15 protein-coding genes and 1 pseudogene are annotated in these 17,845 nt (G+C 31.2%); 15 read left to right on the top strand and 1 reads right to left on the bottom strand.

Annotation, left to right across the window (positions count from 1 at the left end):
• Positions 1–36: 36 nt before the first annotated feature.
• The 14 genes and pseudogenes from bcCo53_RS07330 (at position 37) to bdr (ending at position 14,635) form a co-directional block, all read left to right on the top strand.
• Positions 37–1,047: a variable large family protein gene (locus bcCo53_RS07330; protein WP_155806446.1), complete on the top strand. Its 1,011-nt coding sequence runs from the start codon at positions 37–39 to the stop codon at positions 1,045–1,047.
• Positions 1,048–1,484: 437 nt separating this feature from the next.
• On the top strand, positions 1,485–2,555 hold the full coding sequence (locus bcCo53_RS07325; protein ID WP_038365052.1) for a variable large family protein: 1,071 nt from the start codon (positions 1,485–1,487) through the stop codon (positions 2,553–2,555).
• 125 nt (positions 2,556–2,680) lie between these two features.
• Positions 2,681–3,760, top strand: coding sequence for a variable large family protein (locus bcCo53_RS07320; protein ID WP_025408716.1), 1,080 nt, complete (start codon positions 2,681–2,683; stop codon positions 3,758–3,760).
• Positions 3,761–3,910: 150 nt separating this feature from the next.
• A pseudogene (locus bcCo53_RS07315) lies at positions 3,911–4,991 on the top strand (variable large family protein); the annotation flags it as partial.
• A gap of 133 nt (positions 4,992–5,124) precedes the next feature.
• Entirely contained in the window at positions 5,125–6,171 is a 1,047-nt protein-coding gene (locus bcCo53_RS07310) for a variable large family protein (RefSeq protein ID WP_051428624.1), read from the top strand.
• A gap of 171 nt (positions 6,172–6,342) precedes the next feature.
• The gene (locus bcCo53_RS07305; RefSeq protein ID WP_038365050.1) at positions 6,343–7,440 is read left to right on the top strand and encodes a variable large family protein; all 1,098 of its coding nucleotides are present in this window, start codon (positions 6,343–6,345) and stop codon (positions 7,438–7,440) included.
• A 167-nt stretch (positions 7,441–7,607) separates the two neighbouring features.
• Positions 7,608–8,642: a variable large family protein gene (locus bcCo53_RS07300; RefSeq protein WP_028328238.1), complete on the top strand. Its 1,035-nt coding sequence runs from the start codon at positions 7,608–7,610 to the stop codon at positions 8,640–8,642.
• A gap of 130 nt (positions 8,643–8,772) precedes the next feature.
• On the top strand, positions 8,773–9,837 hold the full coding sequence (locus bcCo53_RS07295) for a variable large family protein (protein ID WP_025408715.1): 1,065 nt from the start codon (positions 8,773–8,775) through the stop codon (positions 9,835–9,837).
• Positions 9,838–9,966: 129 nt separating this feature from the next.
• On the top strand, positions 9,967–10,221 hold the full coding sequence (locus bcCo53_RS07290) for a hypothetical protein (RefSeq protein ID WP_028328237.1): 255 nt from the start codon (positions 9,967–9,969) through the stop codon (positions 10,219–10,221).
• A 173-nt stretch (positions 10,222–10,394) separates the two neighbouring features.
• On the top strand, positions 10,395–11,213 hold the full coding sequence (locus bcCo53_RS07285) for a hypothetical protein (RefSeq protein WP_025408713.1): 819 nt from the start codon (positions 10,395–10,397) through the stop codon (positions 11,211–11,213).
• 609 nt (positions 11,214–11,822) lie between these two features.
• On the top strand, positions 11,823–12,752 hold the full coding sequence (locus bcCo53_RS07280; protein WP_025408712.1) for a complement regulator-acquiring protein: 930 nt from the start codon (positions 11,823–11,825) through the stop codon (positions 12,750–12,752).
• Positions 12,753–12,845: 93 nt separating this feature from the next.
• Entirely contained in the window at positions 12,846–13,637 is a 792-nt protein-coding gene (locus tag bcCo53_RS08775; protein WP_343298927.1) for a type ISP restriction/modification enzyme, read from the top strand.
• Positions 13,543–14,106 (top strand): type ISP restriction/modification enzyme, encoded by a 564-nt coding sequence (locus bcCo53_RS08770; protein ID WP_281507458.1) that lies wholly within the window; start codon positions 13,543–13,545, stop codon positions 14,104–14,106. The genes bcCo53_RS08775 and bcCo53_RS08770 overlap by 95 nt, the downstream gene beginning before the upstream one ends.
• Before the next feature lie 82 nt (positions 14,107–14,188).
• Positions 14,189–14,635 (top strand): Bdr family repetitive protein, encoded by a 447-nt coding sequence (bdr, locus tag bcCo53_RS07270; protein WP_025409028.1) that lies wholly within the window; start codon positions 14,189–14,191, stop codon positions 14,633–14,635.
• Between the two features lie 189 nt (positions 14,636–14,824).
• Here bdr and bcCo53_RS07265 read toward each other — a convergent pair whose 3' ends face one another.
• Positions 14,825–15,868, bottom strand: a complete 1,044-nt coding sequence (locus tag bcCo53_RS07265) for a variable large family protein (protein ID WP_025409027.1) — start codon at positions 15,866–15,868, stop codon at positions 14,825–14,827.
• A 306-nt stretch (positions 15,869–16,174) separates the two neighbouring features.
• Between bcCo53_RS07265 and bcCo53_RS07260 the strand changes: the two genes are divergently transcribed.
• Positions 16,175–17,458: a hypothetical protein gene (locus bcCo53_RS07260; protein WP_025409026.1), complete on the top strand. Its 1,284-nt coding sequence runs from the start codon at positions 16,175–16,177 to the stop codon at positions 17,456–17,458.
• Positions 17,459–17,845: the final 387 nt, after the last annotated feature.

Here is a 17,845-nt window from a genome sequence, read left to right as displayed (position 1 = left end):
TATTTAAAGAAAAGGGTAGAAGTGTGCACGTAATATATGAAAATAAATATTAAAAATAGAATAAAAAGTATTTGTGCAACATTATTTATCTCTCTATTCCTTTCTTGTAATAATGGGATAGAAGAACTTCAAAAGCAAAGGGATTCTATACTCTCTATATCTAATTTAAGACAAAATTTCTTAGATATCTTTACTTCCTTTTCTGATATGTTTACTGATGCTTTTGGTATTACTACAGAGACAACTAAGAAGCAAGTTGGAGAACATTTAGGTAAAGTTGGTGATGCGGTTCAAGCAGTTAAAGGTAAATTAGAGAACATAAAGGCAGATGAGAATTTTGATTTAATAAAAGATAAAGCTGAGAGCATAATTATTAAAGCAATTGAGACTTTGGGAAAGATAGTTGAAGGAACAAATAAAATTAAGGTAGCTACTAAAGATGCTAATGGTCCAATTGGTGGTCATACTACTGATAATCAGAGTGCAGTTCAGGCAATTAAAGCCAGTGTGGAAGGTCTTGTTGAAGGAATTAGTATGATCTATAGGACAGCAAAGGAAGCTAATATTGATTCAAAAGGAGAGGCTAAGAAAACGATTACTAACGTTCAAGCAGTTGGAAAGCTTTTTGGTACTAATAGTGAAGTTAATGGTGGTAATGGGAGTGAATTAAAAGCAGCTCATATAGCATTAACTGCTGTTAGTGGTGCAGATATATTAGCAGCAATTGACGCAGTTAAGGATCAAAGTGGTGTTCCTGGCAATATTGATGCAGCAACAAATGCTTTTGAAATGGCAATTGCTAATGCCAGTGGTGCTAATAATATTACTGGTGATGTTAATACAAATGCATCAGCAATTGCAGCAGGGATAGCATTAAAAGCTATGGCTCAGAATGGTAAATTAGCAACTGTTGCTACTCATGCGCCAGGAAAGGAAGTGAATGCATTATTAATAGAGACAGTTACTAAAACTTTAAATGAGCTGTTATCTACTATAAGAAGAACAGTTGATAAATGTTTAAAAGATGTTAGTGATTTGATAAAGTAGATTCTGCTAGTGAATTAAAAGCGGAATCTAAATAGTATAATTTAGTGTTTAAACTGTCATATTTGATTGAGATTTTACAATTTTTGACGCATCAGGAATGCCTTTATAGGTATTCCTGTTTTTTATATTACATAAGTTATAAGTTTCTGTCTAAATAGGTTTAATCAGTAAAATTACTGTTGATTTTATATAATTCACTAGAATCAAATTTTTACTTAGCTAAAGTTAAAGATGCTATGAAAATTAATGGGAATGTTGCTCCTTTAACTGATGAATCTAAAAATCAGTAAATTAGAGTTAGATAGAGTTAATAATAAAAGATAAGTAAATTAAATAGTAAAGTTTTTTGAGGGAAACATCTCTTATACAAGAGGTGTTTCCCTTTTTTTATGTCTAGTCTCTTGAGTTAAAGGATTGTTAAAGGTAGGCACGTAATTATGAAACTAAATATTAAAAATATTAGATTAAAAAGTATTTGTGTAACATTATTTATCTCTTTATTCCTTTCTTGTAATAATGGGATAGAAGAACTTCAGAAGAGAAATAACTTCTTGTCTTCACTTGCTAATTTAGGTAATGACTTCTTATCTGTCTTTACTTCTTTTGGAGATATGACAGGTACTGTTTTAAGGTTTAATACTACTACCAAAAAATCTGATGTTGGAGATTACTTTAAAAAGGTAAAAGAAACTGTAGAAGGAGTTAAGAGTAAGCTTAATACAATTGTTGAAAACATGAAATCTGCAAATAATCCTAATGCTTCTACAACTGGGAGTGCTGTAAATAGTTTGGTGACTAATATTCTTGATAAGATAATTGAGGGTGCTAAGACCATTAGTGATGCTATTGGTTCTGATGATAAGCCAATTGCTAATGTTGCTGATCAGGATGCAGGTGCTGCTGGTGCTGAAGTTGATAGTTTAGTAAAGGGAATTAAAAATATAGTAAATGTGGTGTTGAAAGAAGGAAATGCTGATGCGGGGGATGAAAATGGTCCTGTTCAAGATAGTAATGGCACTGCTGGTTCTACAAGAAGTTCTGGTGGTGGAGGGACTCATGGTGATGCGAGAAAATTATTTGCCAAAGATAAGGCTGGTAATGATGCTGGTGATGCAGCTAAAGCAGCAAAAGATGCGTCTAAAGCTGTTGGTGCAGTAACTGGTGCTGACATATTACAAGCTATAGCTAAAAATAGTGACTCAGCTAAATTAGCTACAGGTACTGATGGTAGTGCTATTAAGAATCCTAAAGATGCAACTATAGCAGGAGCTATTGCACTGAGAGCAATGGCTAAGAAGGGTAAATTCTCTAATAAATCTGATGGCGATGCTGTTGTAAAGAAAGCGGTAGAGGATGCGACTATAAGTGCAGTTACTAAAGCATTAGAGACCCTCACGATAGCAATAAGAAAGACAATAGATGAAGGGCTTAGAGAAATTAAAGAAGCTATGAAAATTAATCCTGAAGCTAATCCTGTAACTAGTGAAACTGGTGTTGCTGCTAAATAAATAATCAAGAAATAACAATTAAATAATAAAGTTATTAAAGGGAACCACTTCTTTTGATAGGAGGATTTCCCTTTTTTTATCTGGCCTCTTTGGTTAAAGGGTGAGGAGAAGGGCGCACGTAATATATGAAAATAAATATTGAAAATATTAGCTTAAAAAGTATTTGTGCAATATTATTTATCTCTTTATTCCTTTCTTGTAATAATTCAGGAGAGGAAAGTTTAGCAGATAAGGGAGTTGGAAAAGGATTAAATGACATAATTGCAGATTCAAGAAAGGTATTTTTAGACGCGTTTTTATCTTTTGGAGACCTACTAAAAGACACATTTGGTATTACTGCAACTACTACAAAATCAGATATTGGTGGTTATTTCAATAAAATATCAGAGACTATGAAAATGGTTCAAGAGAAATTGACATCTGAAATTGTTGAGAAGGCTCATTACTCAAAAGTAAAAGATGAGGTTAACGAATTTATTGGAAAATTAACAAAAATAGAAGAGGGTGCAAAGAAAGCTGTTAAAGGGGCTACTGATTCTGAAGTAATTGGTGGGGTTGTAAAAGCTGATGCTGCTGGAGATAGTCCTAGTGTAGAAAGTGTAAAAAATTTAGTTGAGGGTATCAAGGGAATTGTTGATGGGCTAGTCTTAAAAGAAGGAAATGCACAAACAGATAAGACTGATCCTGCTGGTACTGACAAGGAAGATATTGGTAGGTTATTTGGGGCTCAAACCTCTGCTAATCAGGGGGCTGAGGCTAAACATACGGCAGCAGCAAGTGCGTCAATTGGGGCAGTAAGTGGAGCTGACATATTAAAAGCTATTGCTGATGTTAAGTTTGATGCTAAGAAAAATGGTAAGGTAAATGAGGCTAACGATGCGGCTGCTCTGGCTTTAGCTAAGGGAACTGGTAGTGGTGGTGATGAAAAGCTTGGTGCAGCAAAGAAAGATGCAATTATTGCGGCTGGGATAGCATTAAGAGCTATGGCTAATAAGGGTAAGTTTATTGTAAAGGAGGCTGACGCAAAGAAGACTGAAGCTGAAGGGGCGAAAGGGGTAGCATCAAGTGCGGTAAATAAAACTTTAAGTACTCTAATAATTGCAATCAGAAATGCTGTTGATACGGGTTTGAATAAAATCAATGAAGTATTAGCTATGGTTAAACAAGAAGATAAATTTATAGAAGCAACAACTAGTGGACAGTAAATAATAAAAAGTAAGTTAACTAAATAATAACATCATTAAATGGAAACGTTTTTGTGCATAAAGAGCGTTTCCTTTTTATATTTAACCTTTTTAGTTAAAAGAAAGGGGGAAAGGAGGTACGTAATTATGAAAATAAATATTAAAAATATTAGATTAAAAACTATTTGTGCAACATTATTTATTTCTCTATTCCTTTCTTGTAATAATGGAATAGAAGAACTTCAAAAGGAAAAGGATTTCTTATCCTCTATGGCTAAGTTAGGTAATGACTTCTTAGATGTTTTTACTTCTTTTGGAGATTTTGTTGGGGATGCATTAGGATTTCCAGCAGTAAAATCTGGTGATAAAAAAAGTGCAGTAGGAGAATACTTTAAGAAGGTAAAAAAAGAATTAGAAGATACTAATGAAAATTTGAAAAGGTTATTAGGTGAAATCGCCAATTTAAAGCATGCTGATGACAGCACAATTAAAGTTGTGAGAAATGAAATTGAAGGTGCAAGTTGTAATTTTAAACTATTAATTGAGGCTTTAGCTAAACTATCTGGTGTAACTAATGATAGTTCTACTGACATTGGTGATAATGCTGATGATGCTAATAAAGCGGCTGATAAATCTTAGTGTTGATTCTATAATTGCAGGAGTTAAAGAAATTATTAAAGCAGCAGAGGAATCTAAAGTAGAGATTAAATCTGGAAGTGATGGTGGTAACGTGATAGTAGCTAAAGCTCAAACTGATGCTATTGCTGTTCTTGGGGGGCCTAATAGTAAGGCTACTCAAGGAGCTGGTTCTAAACTAGCTGGAGTGGTATCAGAAACAGATCCATGGTCAATGATTAACAAGATTAAGAATACTGAGGCTACTGATCCTGCGGAACTTAAAAAGGATAGTACTAATAAAGCAGGAACACTAGCTGCGTCTAGGAGTAATGCTAGCGGAGGTGGTGGTGCTGGGGCAAATAGTAAAGCTGACCTAGCAGCAGCTGTTGCATTAAAGGCTATGACTAAGGATGGTAAATTTAGTGCTGCTAGTGAGGATGAAGGGGTAGTTAAGGCAGCAGGAGTAAATGCTGTGAATAAGGTACTAGGAGTATTAGAAGAGATAATTAGGCAAACAGTAGCAAAAAATTTAAAGAAAGTGAGAAAAGCTGTTGAAGGAATAAAATATTCTCAGATGACTGAAGCTGGTGGAGTCACTGAAACCGGTAGTATTCAATCTACTGCTATTAAATAAAATAATAAGTAATAGTTAAACTAAATGAATAAAGACATTTAAGGAAAATGTTCCTCTGTATGAGAACGGTTTTCCTTTTTTGTATGTCTAGCCTCTTTAGTTAAAGGGATAGGAAAAAGGAGGCACGTAATATATGAAAATAAATATTAAAGATATTAAGATAAAAAGTATTTGTGCAACATTATTTATCTCTTTATTCCTTTCTTGTAATAATGGAATAGAAGAACTTGAGAGGCAAAGAGATTCTATACTCTCTATATCTAATTTAAGACAAGGATTCTTAGATATTTTTACTTCCTTTGGCGATATGCTTGGTGGTGTTTTAGGTATTAAAGCTGATACTAAAAAATCAGAGATTGGTGATTATTTTACTAATATTGCTAACACTATGAAAAAAGTTAAAGATAAATTGATATCTGAAATTGCTAATAATGAAAATTATGCAAAGGTAAAGACAGTTGTTGATAAGTTTATTACTGGTACATTAGATAAGATTGCGGAAGGTTCTAAAATAGTAGCTGTTGGGGCTGGAGATAGCGGTATTATTGGAGATGCTGAGCAAAATAAAGATGCTGTAGCAGCAGATACTGCAAGCGTAAAAGCTATTGTTAAGGGGATTAAGGCTATTGTTGATATGGTATTAAAAGATAAGGGGAATGCAGATGCTAATGCTACTAAAGATGCTGACAAGGCAAATATTGGCAAGTTATTTACTAAGACTAATGATGGTAATAGAGCTGATAATGCGGCAGCACAATTAGCTGCAGCTTCAATCGGAGCAATAACAGGTGCTGACATCTTGCAAGCTATAATTAAATCTAAAGAAAATCCTAATGCTGATGGTATTAATGGAATTGAAAACGCTAAAGATGCTGCTGAGATTGCTATAGCTCCAGCTGTTGATAATAAAAAAGCAATTAACCAGGAAGAAGCAAAGAAAGATGCAGTACTAGCAGCAGGAATAGCATTAAGAGCTATGGCTAAGAATGGTAAATTTGCTGTTAAAAATACTGAAGGTGATGCTGTAAAGACAATTAATAGTGCAGCAGCAAGTGCAGTAACTAAAGCATTAAATACTCTAAATATAGCAATCAGAAATACTGTTGATAGTGGTTTAAGAAAGATAAGTGAAGCATTGGCAGCAGTTAAACAAGGAAGCTCCATCTGCAGAATTTGTTAATACAGAAGGAACTACAGCTAATACACAGCAATAAAAAATTATAAATGAAAAAACAAAATTAAATTAAATAATAAAGTCATTAAAGGGAAGCACTCCTTTATAGGAGTTGTTTTCCTTTTTTTATCTGGCCTATTTGCTTAAAGGTCGGGAAAGGAAGGATTCACGTAATATATGAAAATAAATATTAAAAATATAAGAGTAAGAAGTATTTGTGCAACATTATTTATCTCTTTGTTTCTTTCTTGCAATAATGGAGTAATAGAAGAACTTGAGAAGAGAAATATTTTCTTATCTTCACTAGCTAATTTAGGTAATGATTTCTTAAATATTTTCACTTCTTTTGGTGATACAATTGGTAGTTCATTAGGGTTTAATGCTGAAACTAAAAAGTCTGGTGTTAGAGATTATTTTAAGAAAGTACATGATACTGTAAAGAGTACTAAAGATAAGCTTGAGAAACTTGTTGCTGATATGAAAACCAAAGATAATCCTAATGCTACTGAAACAGAGGCTGCTGTCACAGCTTTAAATGAAAAACTTACTAAGATAATAGAGGGGGCTAAAACTGTTAGTGATGCTATTGGTGATATTGCTAAACAATTAATTGCTAATGTTGCTGATCAAAGATCTCCTGCAGGCGTTAAAGGGGATAATATTGATAGTATAGTAACAGGAATTAAAAGTATTGTAGAGGTGGTACTTAAAGATAACGGAAGTGCTCAGGCTGGTGATACTAATGGTCCTGTTAAAGATGGTGATGGTCAAGCTGGTACGGCAAGAGGTTCTAGTATTGGGACGGATGGTGATGCGAGACATTTATTTGCTAATAATCAGGCAGGTGCTGCTGTTACTAATACTGCAAAAGCCGCAAAAGATGCAGCTAAGGTCGTTGGAGCAGTAACTGGTGCTGATATCCTAAAAGCTATGATTCAGGATAGTGGTAATGCTTCTAAATTAGCTTCTAATAATGATTCTGATCATACTAATATTGTTACTACTATTACTAATACTGGAGATGCAGAAATAGCGGGAGGAATAGCATTGAGAGCAATGGCTAAGAATGGTACATTTGCTAGTGTTGCAAGTATTCCTGTTGGTACAAAGAAAGCAATAGAGGATGCAGCAGTAAGTGCAATAACTAAAACATTAAATATTTTAACTATAGCAATAAGAAAAACAGTTGATAAGGGATTTAAAACTGTTAAAGATGCTATGAAACTTGGCGATCATGATTCTTCTTTAACTGCTGATAAGGGGGGTGCTTCATAGATTAAAAGTAAATAATCGAAGATTTAATAAGAAATATATAACTAAATAATAAAGTAATTTAAGGAAAACACTTCTTTTATAGAAGGTTGTTTTCCTTTTTTTATATATAGCTTTTCTTTATGTAAAGGGTGAACGTAATATATGACTAAAAATATTAAGGTAAAAGAATTTATGCAACGTTATTTATTTTTCTATTCCTTTCTTGTAATAATGGAGTAATAGAAGAACTTGAAAAGAAAAAGTCTTTTGCTGATTATCTTATCAATATAGGTCATAACTTTCAAGAAATATTCGGTTCCTTTGGGAATGATATTGGCGATGCTTTGGGATTTAGTGTTGTTAAACCTGAAGATAATAGAAGTAAAGTAAAAGAACACTTTGAAAAGATAAAAAAAGGATTAGAAGATACTAATAACAAATTAAAAGAGTTATCAGGTAAAATTTCTGGAGCAAAAAATGCTGATGAGAGTACAATTAAAATTATTAATGGTGCAATTAAAGGGGCAAGTGATGTTTTTGAGCAACTAATTGCTGCCCTAACTAAACTTGCTAGTGCTTCTGGTAGTACTGCTATTGGTGATGCCAACACTGGTTCTGCTGCTGTTGGTGCTGATAAGGGTAGTGTTGATACAGTAATTGAAAGTGTAAAAATGATTGTTAGCGTAGCGGATAAGTCTGGAGTAAGGGTTGATAAGGGAACTTCTGGTGGGGCAGTAAATGCTACTGCTCAGACTGATGCTACTGCTATACTTAGTGGTACTGCTAATGCCCAGGCTGGTCCTAAACTAGCATCTCAAGTTGTTCAAGCAGATCCATGGGCAATGGTATATAAAATTAAAGATTCTATCACTAATTCTGCTCAGCTTACTGGTAATGATAAAGATGCTGGAGCATTAGCGACTGGTGCGGCTACTGCTAACAATAATGGTGCAGGTGCTAAAACTAATGCAGATCTAGCAGCTGCTGTTGCACTAAAGGCCATGACTAAGGGTGGTAAGTTTAGTGTTAATGCTGGTTCTGGTGAAGCTGAAGCAGTTAAAGGAGCAGCTGCTAATGCTGTAAATAAGGTACTAGGAGTAGTTGATTGGATAATTAGGAAAACAGTAGTAAGCAATTTAGATAAGATAGGAAAATCACTTAAAGGAATCAAATATTCTGAGACTACTGGTGAAGCTATAGAGAGTAGTACTGCTAATAATTAAGTAATGAATCTTCAAACTAAATAATAAAGTTATTAAAGGGAAACGTATCTCTTATATAAGGGTAGTTTTCCTTTAATTTATATTTAGCCTCTTTAGTTTGCGGGAAGGGAAAAAATGATGCACGTAATATATGAAAATAAATATTAAAAATATTAGATTAAAAAGTATTTGTGCAACGTTACTTATCTCTATATTCCTTTCTTGTAATAATGGAATCGAAGAACTTGAGAAGCGAAATCAATTCTTATCCTCACTTGCTAAGTTAGGTAATGACTTCTTATCTGTTTTTACTTCTTTTGGGGATTCACTTGGTGGTGTTTTAGCTTTTGATAAGACTACTCCAAAATCTAAGGTTGGTGAGTACTTTAAGAATATTCATGATACTGTAAAAGACACTAAAGGTAAGCTTGAAAAACTTGTAGCGGATATGAAGGATAAAGGCAATCCTAATGCTGAATCTGCAGAGGCAGCAGTAAAAAAATTAATTAGTGAAAAACTTGATGAGATGATTAAAGGAGCTGAGACTATTAGTGAGGCTTTAAAAGGTGTTGATGCTGGTGAACTAATTGGTAATGTTGCTGCTCAGACTCAAGGTGGTGTTGCTGGAGATATTGATAATTTACTTAATGGGATTAAAGGTATAGTGGAGGTAGTACTTAAAGAAGGAAATTCTGAAGCGGGGGATAATAATAAAGCTGAAGATCTTGCTGCAAGAAATAATAATGGTGCAATTAAATTATTTGCTTCTGATAATTCGGAGGTCGATGAATCTAATACAAAAAAATTAGCAGTAGATGCCTCTAAATCAGTAGGAGCCGTAACTGGTGCCGATATTTTGCAGGCCATGATTAAAGGTAATGGTGCTGCTGTCAAGTTAGCTAAAAATAATGCCAACAACGCATCTAATGTTGATGGTGTTTCTGCTCCTAAAGATGCAGAAGTTGCAGGAGCTATAGCATTAAGAGCTATGGCTAAGAGTGGTAAATTTGCCAATGCTAATAATACTGATACTGGAGGGGTTATTGCTGCTACAATTAAAGGAGCAGCAATAAGTGCAGTTACTAAAGCATTAGACACACTCACTATTGCAATAAGGAAAACAATTGATACAGGACTTAAAACTGTTAAAGAGGCAATGAAAATTAATCCTGAAGCTACTCCTGTAACTACAGAATCTATTACTGTTACTAAATAAACAATAAGAAATAAATAAATAAAATAATAGAGTCATTAAAGGGAAACACTTCTTATATAAGAAATGTTTCCCTTTTTTTATGTCTAGTCTCTTTAGTTAAAGGATGGAAAGAAAGGGTGCACGTAATATATGAGAATAAATATTAAAGTAAGAAGTATTTGTACAACATTATTTATCTCTTTATTCCTTGCTTGTAATAGTGGAGTAATAGAAGAACTTGAGAAGAAAAATGCTTTCTTATCCTCAATTGCTAATTTAGGTAATGGTTTCTTAGATGTTTTTATTTTTTTATTTTTTTCATATAGCTTGTTGGCGCTTAAGTCGTTGAAATTTTGTACTAAAAAAAGCTATGTAGGAAATTGCTATATTGCTAAGGCTTTGTAATTAGATATAGATGCTTTTATAAGATTAACTTTAATTAGTAAGATAATAACTAGGTATAGTTTTGAGAATTTATTTAATATTGAGATAAGAGGTATATATTTGATATTAGTTATTTTATTTAGATATTAAGATTTTATATTTAAGTAATATAGATAATCTAGGAGAGGAGATATATGAAGAAGAGTATTTTAGCAATATGTATGTTAACATTGATGTGTTTATTTTCATGTGATATAAATTTTCTTGATGAATTGTTAGATAAAGCAAGAGAAAAATCTTTAGAAGAAAAGAACGGGGTAGAAGATTTAAGTTGTATAAAAGGAAATCAAGAGGTTAGAGAAGAGAAAATAGGTATTGTGAAGGCTGGAGAAGATGTTGAGCTATCTCAAACTAATATATTAACTAAAGATCAAGAATTTGATCTTACTAGTAGAGATGCTGAAGCTAATAGTATTAAAAGCAAACTTAATGCTAAGTTATTGGTGATGGATAATATACATGATGAGTTAAATAGATTATTGTTGGAACTTAAAGATATGGAAACTGTTATTATGAAGGCCGAACTTGATTTGAATAAGGCAAGAGGAAGTTCTTCTGTAAATGGGGATGTGAAGCAAAAAACATTACCTCTTTTACATAAAGTAATTGATAATGTTAAAGATAGTGAAAGTGTTGCAATGTCATTGTGTAGTGATTCGGTTAATGGTTTAGAGCATGCAATAGGTAGTGCTAAGCATGCAAAAAATCTTGTTGAATCTTCTTTATTTGAATCAGCACAGGCAAGATTAAGTGGTTATTATTATGTGTATCGTATGGTCGATAATATTTTAAAGGCAAAAATTAGTTTGCGTGATGCAGAAAATATGTTTAATGAAGTAAAGTCAAAGATGGGTGATCTCGGAAATGAGATGGAACGAGTAAAGAGAGATTTTGCTGCTTTAAAGAGTGTACATCAAGTTGTACAGCAAGTATTAGTAGTGAATAAAAGGTAGTATATATAATCTTATGTAAGATTAGTATGTAATTAATAATTTAATTATTTTTTAGAGTGAGATAGGGTCTAATGTTATTAGGTCCTATCTTTTTATATGTTTATCTTTAGAAATTAGTTATATCATATAGTAAATAGAATAAATGATATAACTAAATTTCTAAAGGTATTTTTTAAGCTGTGAGGATCTTTATTATATAGTTATGGGTTTTCAATTAAATGAATTTATAGGACAAACGGAGTGATATGTTATCAATTTGAATGAGCATAACTACACTAGGGTAACAACTTTTGCTAATGTTATCGAACTACACTCGTTGCTGCGTATAAACATGCTACTAATTAAAATATTAGATAGGCTACATAAAAATTAATAAATAATAGGTTAAGAACTACAATGTTAACTTCTTGCTAGAAAGTTTTAGCAGAATTATTAATCAATAATGATAAGATTTTATCTTTTTTTAAAAGATGTTGAGAAGGGATATGTCTAATTAAGAGTAAAGATGAAGGAAAAATAAATAATTTTGATATAAGTAATTTGTATTTTAGACTAAATGGTATATATTTTAAAGTAATAATGATTCTTAATTTAAAAAGGAGAATATTTATGAGAAGAAGAAAATTATTTATATTTATATTATTAATTGTAGGTTTAGTGTCATGTGATCTAAATTCTAAATTATTGGGTAAAGGAGTGGGCAAAGGTGCTGTAGGAGAGGTTGAAAATATTGTTCAAGGAGATGAAGGAAGAGAAGATATTATTAGTAATGGTAATTTTGCAGCAGAGGTTGTAAGTAGTGGGGTTATAGATAGTGTTCAAAGTGGAGGATCAATAAAACCAAAAGAAGAGGATGTTAATAAAGTTCTTGTTGAAGAGGTGGTCAAAGTAGATTCTGTAATCAAAGGTGAGAAAGAGGAATTAATATCTGCCATTAAAAAAGATGTTAATAATGTTAGGGGCCTAGTAAGTGCAGATAAGGCAGAAGTTGAGGATGAAAGTCAGTATGGTATGAATGATGAAGTGTTTAAAGAAGTAATAAATGAATCTAATCAGAAGCCATTATATGATGATTCTAATAGGGAGTTAAGAAGATTATTTTATTCATCTTTGTTCTATAATAAAGAAAAAATAAAAGATTTTGTAGAAATTCTAAAGAAAATAGAATCGGATGTTAAAAATAAGGGAACATGGATTATAGATATAATGAATGCTGTAATAGAACCTCTTCAATTTAGCTTTGAGAGAGTAATTAATAAGTTAGAAGAGAATAAAGACAAACTAGATAAATTAAGTCTTGATGATTTAAGAGAGGTTAAATCAAAACTTGAAGAGATTCAATTACAAAGATTAACTTGGAGAAAAAGTGTAGATGCTATTATAACAGATTATAAAGGGAAGAAAGATGGTATTGATTCTGATAGTGAAAAATTGATAAGTCATATTAGTGAAGGATATAAAAATCTTATTACAGTTAAGATACCAGGAATGAAAGGAGTGTCTGATAAAATTTTATCTTTAATAGATAAAATTAGGTAATTTAAAATTGTATTAAAATATAGGAATATAGGTTATATTATATGACCTATATTCCTATTTGTTATTTAAAGTAAATAGTTTTTTTTATAAAAAATAGAGTTTAATATAATCTTCAACACAAATGATATTTTTAGTATTGATTTTGAACAGCTTAAGACTACACCTCCTTATTATTTTTTTGTAAAAAGAAATGTAGAGAATAAAGATATTTATAATAAGGGGATTTCACTTGAAGATATTTTTATCACTTATAACAGCGGATTAAAACTTGTAAGAGAAAATGTGACACTTGATTTTACTAAAGATGCGCTTTTAGCTAAACTGCATGACTTTGCTTATCTTGATGAACAAACTGCTAGAGATAAGTATAAGCTAACTCAAGATTCTAGAAATTGGAAGTTACCAATTGTTCAACAATTTTTAAAATCTGTAAATATCAATGCAAAGTATGTTAAAAGCATAGTTTATAAGCCGTTTGATGTTAGATATACTTACTATACTGATAGAAAAAAAGGTATTGTAGAAAGGTCGGGTTATTCAATTAATAAACATATGTTAAGCATTGATGATAATGTAGCATTGTTATCAACAAGATGTCTAGCAACAGAAGTATTTAAACATAATTTTGTTATTTCAGGTGGTTTTACTGCAACGGGACGATGTTTGAAGGAGAATCAAGTAAGTGGAGAGACTTGTTATATATTCCCATTATTTATTATAGAGGAACAAAAGTCTTTATTAGAAAGTTCAATGAAATCAAATTTTAAAGAAACTTTTATAAGTTTTATTAATGAAAAGTACCATAAACAATTTCAACCACAAGAGATATTGGGATATATATTGTGCAATATTAAGTTCAAATATCTATGGAACAAAATTCAATGAGTTTTTAAGAATTGACTTTGCAAAAATCATTTTTGTAGATTCAGTGAACCTATTTGAAAAACTTAGTAAATTAGGAATGAATCTAATTAATGCACAATTATTTAGAAATTTAATTGATTTAGATAAGAGTGTTGGGGTTCATATATCAAAAGTCAATGAAAAATGTATTGTAGAAAAAGTTGAATACTTGAAAGACAAAAAAGAACTTATTTATAGTGATAATTGTAAATTTATAAATGTGCCTTTTAAGGTATATGAATTTAGTATTGGTACTTATAGAGTGCTTAAAAATTATCTTAGATTAAGAAAGGGAAGAGAATTAAGTAATGATGAAATTGAACACCTTGAAAATGTGATTAGGGTAATTAATTATACGTTTGATATTCAAGAACAGATTGATTTAATAATTTGTAATTTACAAGAATTTGGTAGTGAGAGCAACTTGTCAAGTTTGTCATTGGTAAGTTAGGTATTATGGTTTTGTGTATATTTTTTTACTTTATTTAACCAATTCTTTAAATAGAGTATAATAGTATAATAAGGAGAATTTTATGGGATTAGCCCAACCAATAGTTACTCAACAAATGGTAGTAGCAGAGCTAACTAAAGCAGGGATTGATAGAGATATTGCTATTGATTTATCTTATAGGTACTATAGGAATGAGTTAACGTATAAGGATATTGAGTATTTAGAAAATACGTTTAATCTTAAGCTAGAAAAAGTAGAGGCTAACTTAAAATCGGATATAAAGGACCTAGATAATAAGATAGAGAATGTAGAAAATAACCTTAATATAAAGATAGAGAATGTAAGGAGTGAATTAAAATCAGATATTAAGGACTTAGATAATAAAATAGACCTTAACAAAATGGAGTTAGATAATAAGATAGATAAGACAGCATCAGAACTTAAGAGTACGTTAAGAGTGCATAATTGGATGCTAGGAACAATTATTACTATATGTTTAGGAATTTTATTGACACTAATCTTTAAATAAGTCACTATTTAAAAGAAGTAAATGTAAATTAAGTATCTTTCCTTCTTTTTTTGAATCCATATTATAAATAACAATTTTATGTTAAATGCAGTAATTTTTTTGTTTAACTTGGAAATAAAAGCACTAATATACCATAATCAATACTTATATTAGTGCTTTTTAGATAATTTTATGTTTATTTAAATTCAATTATTTTTTAATTTTGGCAAATTCAGCATTTAATATGTTCATGATAGTTATATCAAGTGCAGTTAATGTTTTGTTAACAGCATTAGCAGTAGCATTTTGAATGTTTTTGGTGTATTTATTGCCACCATTATCATTTTGTTTGTAACCAGCAAATTTACCATTTTTACTCATAGCTTTTAATGCAATAGCAGCTGCAATGTCGGCTTTACTTTTGGCCCCAGCTCCATTAATTGTTTTTCCAGTAATTAATTGTCCGGCGTTGTTATTTTCATTATGAGCGTAACCATCGTTTTTAACATCTGTTGTAGCTTCTATTATTTTGTTTATTATTTCCCATTTGTTGACTTGATTTACTATATTAAACAGTGCGTAACCGTCTCCTTTGTTAGCTCCACCTTTAAGCTCTCTTCCACCACCACCATTTAGAGCATTAAGTGCAGCGGCGTTGTTTTGTAAAGTGATGGGATTGTTATCAATACTTTGTTGTTCAATGTCTATGTTAGAGTTTTTTGCAAGTTCAATTATATTTTTTATTTCATTGATTATAGTGTTGACATTGTTTTTATTAGAAATAATAGCAGCTTTAGTCCCTATGTTATTAGTTGCTCCAATTTCAATATTGTTATTAGCAGTGGCATTAGCTAAGTTGTTTAGGATGGTCATTATTTTATTGATTGTTTCATCAAAATTTTTGATTGAGCTTTCATTTTCGTTAATTTTATCTTTTAATTCGTCTTTAACTGTTTGTAATATACTTTTTACTTTTTTAAAGTGATTTTCTATTTGATTTCTTTCTTGATTAGCCTTAATCTCAACATTTGTTCCTAGAATTCTAAGTAGATTGATTGCAGGAAACCAGCTTGTGTTTGTGTTTTGGACGTTTTTTTGTTGTATTTCGTTTTTTATGTCTTGATTTGTAGCTATTGTTGTTGGATTTTCTAGTGAAATGCCATTTTGATTAGAGATAGCGTCAGCAATGAGTTCACAACTAGTGAACATAGACATCATAGCAATAACACTCAAAGGTTTTTTAAGATTTTTCATTATAAATTTCCTCTCCTTAAATTATATGTATTGAAATGTAGAGCATAATTCTTTCAAACACAGCTATTTTAGTATGAGTTATGATAAAAAAAGTGTGACTTATCAAGGTTTGTCATTGGTAAGTTAGGTATTTATTTAAAGAGACCTAAAGTAAAAATATTATGATATCATAGTGAAATTTTATATTAATTTAATGGATTTATTTGAAATTTAAAAAAGAGGTGTATAATTACCAGTAATTCTTGTATTTCAATATAGATACTTAATAATGAAATAATTTTTTTTGATGTTCTAGTTGAGGGGATCATGAATAAAAATGTTTTGGCAGTATGTGTTTTGACACTATTATGTTTTCTATCATGTCATATGGCTTTACTTGATAGATTGATTGGAGTAGTAAGTGAAAGATTTTCAGAAGAAGAATATTATTTAGGTTTATTAAAAGAAAGTAAAGAGGGCGAAGAAGATCAATCGGATGTTATTATAAAGGCTGGAAAAAAGTTTAAAGTGCTAGGTGTTGTAGGTATTCCCAAAAAAGGTGTGACACAGCAGTTGCAGCCCGTATCTCAAGTCGGTGCGGCATTAAATCAAGATCAAAACAAGAATCTTATTATCAATCCTATTCAATCAAATTCTATTAGCTCCTATATTTCAAGTCCAGGGTCTGGTTTGGAAGGTGAAAAAAAAGCTTATGAAGATGGTATTTCTACAACAACGGTTAATCAGCAATCTTTAGAGCAGCAACCTGTGGAGAAGCAGGCTGAAGATAGTAAAACAATGGTAAAGCAACAAGGGAATGAAGGGGAGCAAAGGCCTGAAGTTGTTATAGAGACACCACAGTCTGATCAACCTCAACGAGCTGCTGAATCTCAAACTGTTGAATTGATGCAAGGGGAACAAAACGAGCAGTCTTCTGTTCAAGATACAGAATCAGAAAGAATTAAGGATGAAATAAAATCTAATTTAGGACAGATTAATACATTGAGTAGTGGTTTGAAAAAAATATTGTCAGAACTTGAGGGGTATGAATCTTTTGTTTCTAAAGAAAAGTCTAATGCGGAAAATTTGGATCAGGAAGTGAAGAAAGTTTTAGATAAAATTGTGGTTCAGATAGTTAAAAAGGATGGGATAGTGGATTTGAATCAATTTATGGAGAAATCAAGTAAGAATATTATTAAGAATATAAATATTGCAAAGGCTTTATATCAGGAGCTAGTTGATATATTAGAAAAAGTAAAAGTTGAGGCTGAGAGTGCAAAGAATTCCATTGATTCTTCTGATATGTTAAAGGTAAAAGATAGATTGAACGGTGCGATTGAAGAAATAATATCTGGCAACAAAGGTTTAAGTGCAAAGTCTGCTCGTTCCAAGGTGTCTAAAGAATATAAGCTGTTCCAAGAGTTAAGTATGAATGTAGAAATGATTCGTGATGTTATTAGTGCAGGTTCATATGATAAGATACCTGCTAAATGGAGGAGATATTCTCAGGAATTCATTAATAAAACTACTGAAGAGCTGTATACTAAGATAAATAAAGATGCTGAGTTAGGCGTGAAGAACGTTTTATATAAAATTTTGACTATTTTCTAAGCAATTGAAAGTATTTATAATTCAAGGTACTTTATTATTGCTGATATCACTGATGTTAACAACTAGATAAATACTTTTAATCTTAAGCGAGAAAAGTTAGAGTCAAATCTGAAATCAGGTATTAATATGGGATGTAAAATTAGAAAAATAAAATAAGTAGCTTTTAAGATTTATTTTATTTGTGCCAGTGGTACCCCTTCTACTTAAATATTAACGTTAATAACATTCCTAGACATGTAGTAATAAATAGTAATAATTGTCCCAAACATCCAATTATGTAATCTTAATGTACTTTTTTAAACTCCATCTTATTAATTTTTATGTTCTTTATTACTTTATCTATCTTATTATCAAGTTCCTTAAAATGTTATCTAGAGATTTAGGAAA

This window comes from Borrelia coriaceae (genome assembly GCF_023035295.1).
GTDB classification, from domain to species: Bacteria; Spirochaetota; Spirochaetia; order Borreliales; family Borreliaceae; genus Borrelia; species Borrelia coriaceae.
This window is presented reverse-complemented; position numbering and strand designations above follow the sequence as displayed.